At 42.5% G+C, this 11,775-nt stretch carries 13 protein-coding genes; 9 read left to right on the top strand and 4 right to left on the bottom strand.

Going from position 1 to position 11,775, the window contains the following annotated elements:
• Window positions 1-217 precede the first annotated feature (217 nt).
• From CHI10_RS04415 to CHI10_RS04385, 7 genes are all read left to right on the top strand, one after another.
• Entirely contained in the window at window positions 218-1,120 is a 903-nt protein-coding gene (locus tag CHI10_RS04415) for a cupin domain-containing protein (RefSeq protein WP_286137142.1), read from the top strand.
• A 119-nt stretch (window positions 1,121-1,239) separates the two neighbouring features.
• Window positions 1,240-1,683 (top strand): DUF2243 domain-containing protein, encoded by a 444-nt coding sequence (locus CHI10_RS04410; RefSeq protein ID WP_179288949.1) that lies wholly within the window; start codon window positions 1,240-1,242, stop codon window positions 1,681-1,683.
• A complete protein-coding gene (locus tag CHI10_RS04405) occupies window positions 1,680-2,135 on the top strand; it encodes a hypothetical protein (protein ID WP_095243114.1) in 456 nt (151 codons plus the stop codon). Before CHI10_RS04410 ends, CHI10_RS04405 begins: the two co-directional genes overlap by 4 nt.
• A 149-nt stretch (window positions 2,136-2,284) precedes the next feature.
• Window positions 2,285-4,198: a PTS mannitol transporter subunit IICBA gene (locus CHI10_RS04400; RefSeq protein ID WP_095243113.1), complete on the top strand. Its 1,914-nt coding sequence runs from the start codon at window positions 2,285-2,287 to the stop codon at window positions 4,196-4,198.
• Window positions 4,199-4,277: 79 nt separating this feature from the next.
• Window positions 4,278-6,371 carry a BglG family transcription antiterminator gene (locus CHI10_RS04395; protein ID WP_095243112.1) on the top strand — a complete coding sequence of 698 codons (2,094 nt, stop codon included), beginning with the start codon at window positions 4,278-4,280 and terminating at the stop codon, window positions 6,369-6,371.
• A gap of 12 nt (window positions 6,372-6,383) precedes the next feature.
• Window positions 6,384-7,520 carry a mannitol-1-phosphate 5-dehydrogenase gene (locus CHI10_RS04390; protein WP_095243111.1) on the top strand — a complete coding sequence of 379 codons (1,137 nt, stop codon included), beginning with the start codon at window positions 6,384-6,386 and terminating at the stop codon, window positions 7,518-7,520.
• 96 nt (window positions 7,521-7,616) lie between these two features.
• A complete protein-coding gene (locus CHI10_RS04385) occupies window positions 7,617-8,123 on the top strand; it encodes an NUDIX hydrolase (RefSeq protein WP_095243110.1) in 507 nt (168 codons plus the stop codon).
• Between the two features lie 224 nt (window positions 8,124-8,347).
• Here CHI10_RS04385 and CHI10_RS04380 read toward each other — a convergent pair whose 3' ends face one another.
• The 4 genes from CHI10_RS04380 to CHI10_RS04365 form a co-directional block, all read right to left on the bottom strand.
• Window positions 8,348-8,566 carry a DUF2922 domain-containing protein gene (locus tag CHI10_RS04380; RefSeq protein WP_048009200.1) on the bottom strand — a complete coding sequence of 73 codons (219 nt, stop codon included), beginning with the start codon at window positions 8,564-8,566 and terminating at the stop codon, window positions 8,348-8,350.
• 44 nt (window positions 8,567-8,610) lie between these two features.
• Complete coding sequence (locus CHI10_RS04375; protein ID WP_095243109.1) at window positions 8,611-8,829, bottom strand: DUF1659 domain-containing protein; 219 nt, start codon at window positions 8,827-8,829, stop codon at window positions 8,611-8,613.
• A gap of 62 nt (window positions 8,830-8,891) precedes the next feature.
• Window positions 8,892-9,050, bottom strand: coding sequence for a sigma factor-like helix-turn-helix DNA-binding protein (locus CHI10_RS22595; protein ID WP_396106266.1), 159 nt, complete (start codon window positions 9,048-9,050; stop codon window positions 8,892-8,894).
• Between the two features lie 12 nt (window positions 9,051-9,062).
• The gene (locus CHI10_RS04365) at window positions 9,063-9,863 is read right to left on the bottom strand and encodes a hypothetical protein (protein ID WP_095243108.1); all 801 of its coding nucleotides are present in this window, start codon (window positions 9,861-9,863) and stop codon (window positions 9,063-9,065) included.
• A 251-nt stretch (window positions 9,864-10,114) separates the two neighbouring features.
• On the opposite strand from CHI10_RS04365, the gene CHI10_RS04360 reads away from it, so the two are divergent.
• Both CHI10_RS04360 and CHI10_RS04355 read left to right on the top strand, forming a co-directional pair.
• On the top strand, window positions 10,115-10,387 hold the full coding sequence (locus CHI10_RS04360; protein ID WP_095243107.1) for a metal-sensing transcriptional repressor: 273 nt from the start codon (window positions 10,115-10,117) through the stop codon (window positions 10,385-10,387).
• An 11-nt stretch (window positions 10,388-10,398) separates the two neighbouring features.
• Window positions 10,399-11,772 carry an MATE family efflux transporter gene (locus CHI10_RS04355; RefSeq protein ID WP_095243106.1) on the top strand — a complete coding sequence of 458 codons (1,374 nt, stop codon included), beginning with the start codon at window positions 10,399-10,401 and terminating at the stop codon, window positions 11,770-11,772.
• The last annotated feature ends 3 nt before the right edge of the window (window positions 11,773-11,775 follow it).

Below are 11,775 nucleotides of genomic sequence, written 5' to 3'. Positions count from 1 at the left end.
AACCCGGATCAACTTCTGACACAAAAAGAGAAAATTGGCGCTCCAGAGTCAGAACCCGGTGCAACTTCGGACACAAAAAGAATAACTCGGAACCAGTCAGGGACATGACTGGTTTTTTGCGTATATAAGTATATAAGCCCAACTTCATAAAACAATGTACCTTCTATTTTCATAGGCATATGATGTGATGATAATTCTGTGAAGGGAATGACTAGTATTGTATCATCCTAATGCGTATTCCTATCCTTACTACCCTCAGCCTCATTCACCGGTGTATCATACTGACGAAATGTTAAGAAGCAATCAGGATCATTTTCAGCAGCTTTGTGAAACGGTTCTTGAAGGAGTCAAAAGGGAAGCATCTGTACTTGAGTTATACACTCAGCTGGCAGAGCATGCCCCAAATGAAGAGCATAAGCAGAACATTATTCAGGCAATCGAAGGAAAGAAAATCTATTTAAACCATTTTTGCAACCTATATTACAATTTAACGGGAAAACAGCCTGAGTATCAGGTCGGCCATGTAGCCATTGATCATTACCGTGATGGATTGCACAGGGCTTATCAAATCGAAATGGAAGGTTTCGAGGAGAACCAAAGGGGTTCCGTGCTTACTCAGCTTCCACAGGTTCAAAATGTGTTCTTATGGGCAATGAGTGGAGAACAGGAAAATGCCGCTCGATTAGTATCATTGAATAACCGGGTGACCGATTTCGGTCCGCAGCCATTTGTTGTGGATATTGAGGAAGCAACGAAGAAAAACAACAACTTCCGTACTGCCCTCTGGACTGGAAAGCATTTTCAGCTGACATTAATGAGCATCAATGCTGGCGAGGATATTGGCCTTGAGGTTCACCCGGAGCTCGATCAATTCCTAAGACTTGAAGATGGTGAAGGAATGGTTTATATGGGGGACAGTCCTGACCGGCTGGATTTTCAGCGGAAAGTAGCGGATGATTTTGCGATTATCATCCCTGCAGGCAAATATCATAATCTGATCAATACAGGCAATAAGCCTCTTAAGCTATATTCCATTTATGCGCCGCCGCAGCATCCGTTTGGAACGGTGCATAAAACAAAGGCAGATGCCATGGCAGCAGAAGAAGAGCACCATCAATAATCACGAAAAAGGAAAAGTCCAGGAGCGGCTTTTCCTTATTTTTTATGAAAAAAAGAATAAATTTACCATGTTATGGGCACTAATCGAAGTATGACGATTTTTTCAGGATGGTGCTTAAGGTGAGAAAAGAAAATAAAAACCTATTTATAGCCGGCTTAATCCTTGGGTTAGGTCTTGTTGGGGCGATTGATGGCATCGTATTTCATCAGCTGCTGCAATGGCATCATATGATTCTCAGCCCGAATATCAAGCTCGAAATTTTTACAGATGGTTTATTTACTGCTTTATTTTCGGCGAAGCTGCTTTGGGGCGGGATGAAGATTTTTCAGGATGCCCGCAAAAATGAATTGGGTACCAGCTGGAAGATCTTCACTGGCGGTATATTCATTGGGGGAGGCGCTTTTAATCTTGTCGAAGGAATTGTGGACCATCATATCCTGCAGGTGCACCGTGTCAGGCCACTGGCAGAAAACCCTTTATTCTATGATCTGGCCTTTCTGGCAATTGGATTAGTGCTTGTCATAATTGGGTTTATGATTAAGAGGATGGAGAAGGAAGCATGATGAAAAAAGTAAGAAGCTTGATCAGTTTTATCGTTATCTTCTTAGGCTTTTTTTATTTTTACACCAGTCAGAATCCGCATAATCAGACCGGGGCAGCGGGTCACATGTCCCATGGATATGTGGAAATTCCGAAAGAAAATGAGATTCCGTCTGTAGATGTAACCGTATCCCCGGACGGTCCGGATACCTGGCTTTTGAAGCTGGATCTCGTCCATTTTACCTTTGCCCCTGAGAAGGTGGGCGAGAGGCAGCCAAGCTATAACGAGGGACATGCCCACTTATACATAAACGGCAAAAAAATCAGCCGCCTGTACGGGGAGTACTATCATTTAGGCAAACTGAAGGAAGGCAGAAATGAAATAACCATAACCCTTAATTCGAACAATCACGGAGCATTAATGGCTGGGGGAAAACCCGTGCAGGCAACAGAGGTCATTGAACTGAATCAGTAGGGAAATAACGGAGAACTCAACCTGATATAGGAGAAACCATAGTTTTGTCATCAGTCATGCGACAAAGTTAGGTTTCTCCTTTGTTGAGTCCGGCGGTTAAGTACTTTACCATTAGTAATAAAGTACTTATTTTGAAAGGATGAGTGTAAATGGCTCAATCTAATCTTAAAGTTGCTGTACAGAAGTTCGGTAACTTCCTTAGCTCCATGGTGATGCCGAATATCTCAGCTTTTATCGCATGGGGTCTTATTACAGCTTTATTTATACCTACTGGTTTCATTCCAAATGAAAGCCTTGCCAAAATGGTAGGGCCAATGGTGACATACTTGCTTCCGCTGTTAATCGGATACACCGGCGGTAAGCTTGTTCATGATCAGCGCGGTGCCGTTGTTGGTGCCATCGCGACAATGGGGGTAATTGCCGGGGCAGAAATTCCAATGTTCCTTGGCGCCATGGTAATTGGTCCTCTTGGCGGATATGTTATTAAGAAATTTGATCAATTGGTCGAAGGCCGAGTGCGTGCAGGCTTTGAAATGCTCGTGAACAACTTCTCAGCAGGAATTCTTGGTGCCATTCTGGCCATCCTAGCGTTCCTTGGTATAGGGCCTGCAGTTGATGAATTCACAGGCTGGCTTGTAGCAGGTGTGGACTGGCTGATTGGCACAGGGCTGCTTCCGCTGACAAGCATCCTGATTGAACCGGCAAAGGTATTATTCCTGAACAATGCCATCAATCACGGTGTTCTGTCGCCAATTGGCGTTGAGCAGGTAAAAGAAACAGGACAATCCATCCTGTTCCTGCTTGAAGCGAACCCAGGACCTGGTCTTGGTGTTTTGCTTGCTTACATGTTCTTTGGAAAAGGAAATGCAAAGAAATCCGCTCCAGGTGCCGGAATCATTCACTTCTTCGGCGGGATTCATGAAATTTACTTCCCGTACATTTTAATGCGCCCTATGCTCATTATTGCGGTTATCCTTGGCGGAATGAGCGGTGTGTTCACACTGGTTCTTTTAGGCGGTGGATTGTTCGCTCCTTCATCACCGGGAAGCATCATCGCCATCACGGCTGTAACACCTCATCATGCAAGTGCGTATATTGCAAACTTTGCAGGTGTGCTTGTGGCTGCAGTCGTTTCATTCCTTGTCTCTGCATTCATCATGAAAACAGGCAAGCAGGGTGAAGAAGATATTGAAGAAGCTGCGAAAAAGATGCAGGAAATGAAAGGCAAGAAAAGCTCTGTTTCTAACGTATTAGAAGGTGAAAAGGCTGCATTGCCTGATAACGTATCTAAAATTTATTTTGCGTGTGATGCGGGAATGGGCTCAAGTGCCATGGGTGCATCATTGCTGCGCAAAAAGGTGAAGGAAGCAGGCATGGACGTTGCAGTTACGAATACAGCCATTTCCAATCTTCCTGCAGATGCTGAAATTGTCATTACACAGGAAGAATTGACACCGAGGGCACGCCAGAAGGTGCCGAATGCATTCCATGTATCGGTTGATAATTTCCTTTCAAGTCCGGAATATGACAAGCTGATAGACGCACTGCAGTTCCCTGCTAATTCGGAGCTGCACGAAATCGTTGAAGAAGCTGAAGAAAATGTGCCTGATGCGACGGATGAGGAAATGGCACATGAAGACGATTTATTGCGTCCGGAAAATATTTTCCTGAACAAAGAGTTTGCTGATAAGGATGAAGCAATCCGCTTTGCCGGAAGAGTGCTTGTGGATGCAGGCTATGTGGAAGAGAGCTATATTGAAGCGATGATTGAACGTGATAACATCACTTCCACTTATATGGGGAATGATGTAGCGATCCCTCATGGAACGGAAGAGGCCAAAAAGGCTGTCATCAAATCCGGCTTTACGGTTATCCAGGTGCCAAATGGCGTTGATTTTGATGGCCAAAAGGTCCGTCTGATCTTCGGAATTGCAGGAAAAGACGGCACACATCTTGAAATCTTATCAGGCATCGCGGTAACATGTTCTGACATGGATAATATCGAGAAACTGGCTTCTGCTGAATCAGTACAGACTATCATGGATATTATCGGCAAGAAATAATTTTTACGAATAGAAAAGCGTCTTAATGCGCTTTTCTATTCATTGTTTATGCCACTAAAAGTAGAAATGAGCTGATCTCATGTATATTACATCGAGGGAAAAAGCCATTATTGAATTGATTATAAAAACATCGGGTAAACACACGGCATTGTCGATTGCTTCTTCATTAAACGTCAGTGCGAGAACAATCCAGAGGGACTTAAAGGCAGTTGAGAAAATTATCAGTGAGTTCGGACTGACCTTAACCCGAAATGTAAATCAGGGACTTGTCATTGAAGGGAAAAATGAACAGATTTTCAGGCTGATCCAGCATTTGACCAGCAGTGAACCGATCGATGAGCTCCCTCAGGAAAAGAAGCTGCGCCTGCTATTGGCTATTCTTGAAGAAGACGTATATAAGACCCAGGTGCTTGCCGGCTACCTCGGCATCAGCACGGCAACTTTGACAGCATATCTCGACGAGCTTGCTGAATGGCTATCCCTTTTCCAGGTGGACTTGACGAGAAAGCGTGGAGTCGGTGTAGAGCTACACGGAACGGAAGCAAATAAACGAAGGGCGCTTGCCCATTTTCTCCTGCAATACTTTCATGAAGAATTAATTGAGAAATTATTTTTGCTTGAAAAAGGGAAGCTTGGTGAAGACAGCATTCTGCATTACTTTGAAGCGGATGAGCTCCGCCATGTGAACAGTATCGTTCAGACTGTGTTCACTGGCGCACCTGCCCGGTTTGCGGATAGCGGATATCTGGAGATCGTGCTGCATACGTGCATAACGCTGAAAAGAACACTCACCGGGTTCCCGGTGGAACGGAAGAATCTTCCGGAGACAGAGGTTACCGTGGAATACGGATTGATTCAGGAGGTCACAAGCAGGCTCGGACAGACATTTGACTGTGATTTTTCAGAGGGGGATATCCTTTACCTGGCTCGTTTACTTAAAGGCACCAAATGGAGCGGGACGGAGGCTTTTCCGTACGACAGCATTGTACTCGCCCAAATGATCAGGAACGTGATTAAATCAGTTTCGGAACAGCTCCATGTGGATTTGAACAAGGATTTTTCCTTATTTCAGGGACTGCTCGCCCATATGGAGCCATCCATATACCGGATCAAGCAGAATATGGAGTCCTATAACCCTCTTAGAGAGGAAATCAAGCGTAAATATCCGGTTCTGTTCATGGCTGTGAAAAATAGTCTTGAAGAGGAGTTTACGGATATTGATCAATTTTCCGATGACGAAATTGCGTTTATCGTTCTTCATTTCGGCTCGGCCCTTGTCATGCAGGAAGAGAATCTTTCCATAAAGGCGCTGCTCATTTGTCCGACAGGCATCGGCACTTCCAAGATGCTGAGAAGCAGGCTGAAAAAAGAGGTGGCTGAAATTGATGTCATCGAAATCAAATCGATTAAGGAAATGTCAGAGGATGCCGATCTGAAGGAATATGATTTAATTCTTACTACTGTGAGACTTCCTTTTATACAAGCAGAGTATATATTGGTGAACCCGCTCTTAAGTGAAGAAAATATTCTCTCGATAAAAAACTACCTGAAGAACAACCTTGAAAGCCTTACAAAAGGGAAGCAGTATCAGGAATTGGCGGATCATGGGCAACGGCAGACTGAGCAGAGTAATGTCTCTTTAGACTCCATGCTTGGGGAAATAAGAGATATTCAGGAGAGCATCCAGTCCCTTATTCAAAACTTCCGGTTTTACCGGATGAATGGGAAAGCAGCCCAGGAGCAGATTCTCGCAAAGATGCTTGCGAATGCAGAAGGAGATCAGCTGCTGACAAATCCTGAAGATGTGCTTCAATCATTAAGGGAGCGGGAACAAAAAGGCGGCCTGGGCATTCCTGAAACGAATATGGCTCTCTTTCACGCGCGCAGTATAAACGTCCGTAAACTTATTTTTCAAATTGCCCATCTGCCCAACCCTTGCCTGGTAAAGGGAATGGACGGAAAAGAAGTGGCAATGAAAAACCTCCTGCTCATGCTTGCACCAGACGAGCTAAGCAGAAGAGAGCAGGAAATAGTAAGCTTAATCAGCACGAATATCATTGGGACAGAGGAAGCGATTTTACTATTTTCTTCCGGAAACGAAGAAATGATCTACAGGAAGCTGGAATCGATTTTTACTGAATACCTCCAGTCTCATTTTAAAATAAACCGGTAAAGGAATGATTCGATGAAACAGGCAGTGCATTTTGGTGCAGGGAACATAGGAAGAGGATTTATCGGAGCATTATTTTCACAGTCAGGCTACCATGTGACGTTTGTGGACATTGCTGAAGGAATTATCAATCAATTAAACGAAGAAAAACAATATAAAGTGATATTGGCTGCAGATAAACAGGAAAGCCTGACCATTGAAAATGTGTCAGGATTGAACAATCTGACGCAGGAGGCTGAAGTGATTGAGGCCATTAAACAGGCTGATTTCTTAACGACAGCCATTGGGCCTAATATTCTTCCGCGGATTGCTCCGTTAATGGCGAAAGGCCTGGCTGCCAGAGCGGAAGCAGGAATCACGGATAAGCTTTATGTCATTGCATGTGAAAATCAGATCTCGGCAACTGACTTATTAAAGGGCTATATCTTGGAGAATCTGGAGAGCGGTATGAATCTTGAGAATGTATCTTTCTTAAACTCCGCTGTAGACCGGATTGTTCCAATTCAGAACAACCAGGGATCACTCGATGTATTGGTTGAACCGTACCATGAATGGGTTGTCGAAACGACTGATGACATTCCGCATATTGAGGGAATGAAGATTGTTCCGGAGCTTGCACCGTTTATCGAAAGAAAGCTGTTCACGGTTAACACAGGACATGCGGTTATTGCGTACTTCGGTTACCTGGCAGGGAAAGAAACCATCGACCAGACACTTGCTGACGGCGACATTTACAAGCAAGTGCAGGCGACACTGGGCGAAACAGGTGCCTATTTAATAGATCGATATGATCTGAATCCGGAAGAACATCAGAAATATATCGATAAAATTATCGGCCGTTTTGAGAATGCACGCCTGAATGACGGTGTTTCACGAGTCGGCCGGTCACCAATAAGGAAGCTCGGACCCGAAGACAGACTGGTCCGCCCGGCACTGCAGGCACAGAAAGCAGGCTTATCTTACACAAACCTGGCAAAAGCCATTGCTGCAGCCCTATTGTTTGACAACAGGGAAGATGACGAAGCGGTTAAGCTGCAGGAGATGATTCAGGAAAACGGAGTGGTTTATGTGCTGAAAGAAGTATGCGGACTTGAAGAATCAAGCGAGCTTGCAGGAGAAATACTGAAGCGATATGAAGTTTTGAATAAATAAAAGGAATGAAGACTGCTGAGAATGTTCGGCAGTCTTATTTTTTTGGAGCTTTTTTCCTGGGACCATTGTAAAATATTTTACAAGTGAGGTGTATTTATGAAATTTACTGAAGTGTTTGAAGAAGAAGATCTGAAGTATCATTCTGTGACAACGAGGGAAGCTGTCAGAGCCGTTATTCTGGGTGAGAATGGGATTTTGCTGGTTCGCTCGAATCGGGGTGAATATAAATTCCCGGGAGGAGGAGTTAAAGAGAATGAACATTGGCATGATGCGCTATTACGCGAAATTGCAGAAGAAACGGGATACATACATACAGCCGTGAAGAAAAAACTGGGTACCGTTGTTGAACGGAAAATCGATGTGTTTGATGATACTGTGCTGTTTCAAATGAATTCTCATTATTATCTTTGTGAATTAATGGATCATCAGCAAATAGACCAGCAGCTTGAAGGCTATGAGATCACAGAGGAATTTTCACCGGAGTGGGTGCCTATTGAAGAAGCAATCGCAAGGAATGAGGCAGCAGCTAAACTGAATAGCGTCAATGGATGGATAAGAAGAGAAAATTTTGTTTTGAAAGCACTTTTAGAACAATCAGAATGAGGTGGCAGCCATGCTTGAAGTGTTTACGGTAGCTATTTTCAATCAGGAGAGAAAAATCCGGATTTACCTGAGGAAAAGGGAGTGATTATGCTGACTTTATCGTGAATGAGCTGAAGCCATTCATAGGAGGAAGGGATTAAATAGTCTATTCTTTAAGCCGATCAGGCAATCCCTGAATGGACGATGTAAAAATGGCCGGGTTCCAAGGAATCCGGCCAATGATATTATACTAATTCATATTCAGTTACATTCCGTTCAACTAATCTTGCACTTTCCGCTAAAACCAAATCTCCGCCATTGCCTTCAAATGCATTGGCAGCAATGATTTGCTCCATGGCTGCTTTTACCGCAGCAGGATCAATCGGTTCAATCGGGTTATCAACGGATAGTTTCGTTGGCTTGCCCAGTTCAGAGATGAAAGTCATTTCTAATGATTTAGCCATTTAGTATTCCCTCCTTATGATTTTGGTTTTTTAATAGATTGTGTTTAGCCTAAAATATCGAAGCTGTCATTTCTATTAATCTCAGTCATTGGGTAACTGCTTAAGCCGGCGATCGCCTGTCCAACTGTGAAAAGCTGGTCTGCTGTGGCCGATTGCTTTACGCCGCTGTAAGTTTTTGATTTGTGAACCGGCTTGCCCTGCTCATTAAGGCCTGTTTCAAATACCAGGCGAAGTTTGGAATCAGTGATAATTGCTTGTGCCATCTTGGGTCACCTCCTTTCACCTTCTATATATACTTTGGAAGGGGAAAAGGACAGGGTGATTTTTATTTTTGCTGCATTATTTTCTTCAGCTTCTCACGCGCACCATGCCGCCAGTTTTTGACTGCAGACAGGGAGACCCGTTCTTTTTCAGCAATTTCCCTGACAGACAGTCCGTAGTAAAGGGGTCTAAGTCTAAAGTTAGGGGGTCTAACTCCCAGCAATGGGGAAGTTAGCTACTTTTTGTAAAAGAAATTTAGCGAAAAGGCATTGTCTTCAGCTGCAAATCCCATTTCATGCAATTCTTCAAAGTATTTTTCTTCAAATTTCTTATTCAGGATTCCGTAGAAATAAGCAACGGGCTTAGCAATAGTGCTGGTTTTCATTTTCCGGATCAGCTGCTTAAAGGAATGGATGGCAGTTTCTGAGCTCAACTCACAATTATTTTTATAGGCTGCAAGTGAGGCCATTCTCCAAAACTCCTCAATCTGCTTGGCTTCTGAAAAAAAGTATTTTACTGTACTGATAAATGATTGTGGTACACGGTCACTAGTAAAAGTGTGATCGAGGACGGTTTCGTTACGTTTAGTAATCTTTTGATTTTTATTAGTTTTAGAAAGATTGATAGTTTTATTAGGGTGGTCCAATTTATCTTTCTTAGGTGGTTCACTCTTAGGAAAACGATTAAAAACATATAAGTTACTGGACTGTGAGCCGTTTTTTCTCTCTGTTTCATGAACAGTAAAAATACCGATCTCTGCTGCCTTGGCAATCATTCTTTTAAAAGTGGAGCGGGAAATACCATTGCCGTTATATTCTTCGTGAATCGCTTTTAATACAGTGCCAATTTTGGCATTAGATACCCCCGGGATTTTTGCAGCAAAACGAACCAGCCTCTTTAAACCGGCCAGCTCACTCTTTGAAAACTTGTCCTTATGTACCGATAGCCACATCTCCAAATGGGCATTAAACTCCTGAAGATCTTTAAACTGAGAAAATTGTTCAAACTGGTCCACACTGCCTGATTTTAAATTCATTAAACTGCACCACCCTTTTACCTTCTATATATAAATCAAGGGGGGATTTGGACAGGGTGGTTTTGGGAATGGTGTGACAGATTTGTGAACGGGTTACTGAAAGCGCATAAGTTAAATCATTAGGGGATATTCTTCCAATGCATTTTTTAACAGCTTGATTAACTTGAATTATCGAAAAAGATTTTGAATATTTAAAAAATGTGTTAATATTAATTTAGTAATAACCCCTATGGGGGGTAAGGGGTGGGTATGTGGATAATCATCATAAACACAGAAAAAGTATTGTAAATCGTTTAGCTAAAATTGAAGGGCATGTTCGGGCAGTAAAGAAAATGACCGCAGAGGGGAGAGATTGCAACGATTTGCTGATACAGCTAGCTGCTGTCCGTTCAGCTGTAGATAGCTGTGGAAAGCTTATTCTAAAGGATCATTTAGAGGGATGCCTTATCGAAGCTGTAAAAAGCGGAAAAGAAGCAGAAATGTTAAAGCAGCTTAATGACTCTATTGATAAATTCATTAAATAAGGGGTGCTGTTATGGAGGATGCTAAAGAACAAACCCGCTCAAGTATTATTAAAACCATTCTCTTATTAGCAATACCAGTAGTCATTGAGAACTTTTTTCAGATGATCCTCGGTTTTGTAGACACTCTGTTTGTCTCGAAGCTGGGCCTAATTGAAGTTAGTGCAGTTGGAGTAACGAATGCGATCCTTGCTATTTACTTTGCTGTTTTTATGGGGATTGGAATTTCAGCTAATGTTTACGTTGCAAAGTACATAGGGGCAGGGAGACAGGAAAAAGTCAAAGAAGTAACAGCTCAATCGATTCTCTTAGCGAGTTTTGTTGGGGTGTTTTTTGGTTTATTAACCCTGTTTTTCTCAGAAGAATTACTGCGTTTAATGGGAGTGGAAAAGGGTGTACTTTCTGCAGCTAATTCTTATTTTAGAATAGTAGCGATTCCTTCCATTTTTATTTCACTCATGTTCGTATTAAGCAGTGTGTTAAGAGGTAATGGTGATACAAAATCACCAATGAAGATTAGTATATTCATTAATTTAATAAATATATTGTTAGACTATATTCTGATTTTTGGGTTTTTATTTATTCCTGCTTTAGGTATTGAAGGGGCAGCTTATGCTACTCTTATCTCCCGTCTGATAGGTTCAATTGGATTATTTATTTATATTAGAAAAGCAAATATGATTGAGTGGAGAAGTGACTTTTGGTGGATAAATAAAAAGATGCTGCTGGAAATAATTTCACTGAGCAGTCCTGCTGCTGCAGAAAGGTTAGCAATGAGAGTCGGTCAAGTGCTCTATTTTGGCCTTATTGTCAGTATTGGAATTAACACTTTTGCTGCCCACCAAATTGCCGGAAACATTGAAGTGTTTGCCTATATGATTGGTTATGGTTTTGCAACTGCAGCTACTACTCTTGTAAGTAAATGCATTGGATCTGGAGAGGTTGAGAAGGCCAAGGAATATGCAAGGTATTCGCTGTGGATAGGAACTGCAGTCATGAGCTTATTTGGGATTCTTTTATTCATTGGCGGTGAATGGATCGGAGGGTTCTTCACATCTGATGCTGCAGTAATAAATCAAATAAAAACAGCCTTGCAAATTGATGCTTTCATACAGCCTATTTTGGCCATTGTATTGATCTTAACTGGAATATACCAGGGTGCAGAAAATACTAAATATCCTTTTTACTTAACTTTAGTTGGTATTTGGGTTATCAGAACTGGCGGGGTTTACTTTCTCGGAATAACTCTTGGGTTAGGCATAGCAGGAATTTGGATTGCTATTGGATTGGATAATCTCTATAGAGCGGCCTTCCTTTTAAAGAATTTCCGAAATGGAAAGTGGAAAAAAGAAGAGTCAGTTCCTTCAGCAAAGGCTGCGGGGAACTGACTC

Origin of the sequence: Bacillus sp. 7894-2, assembly GCF_002272225.1 — a bacterium.
Classification (GTDB): Bacteria; Bacillota; Bacilli; order Bacillales; family Cytobacillaceae; genus Cytobacillus.
The sequence above is the reverse complement of the archived record's forward strand: the minus strand, read 5'-3'. Positions and strand labels throughout refer to the sequence as shown.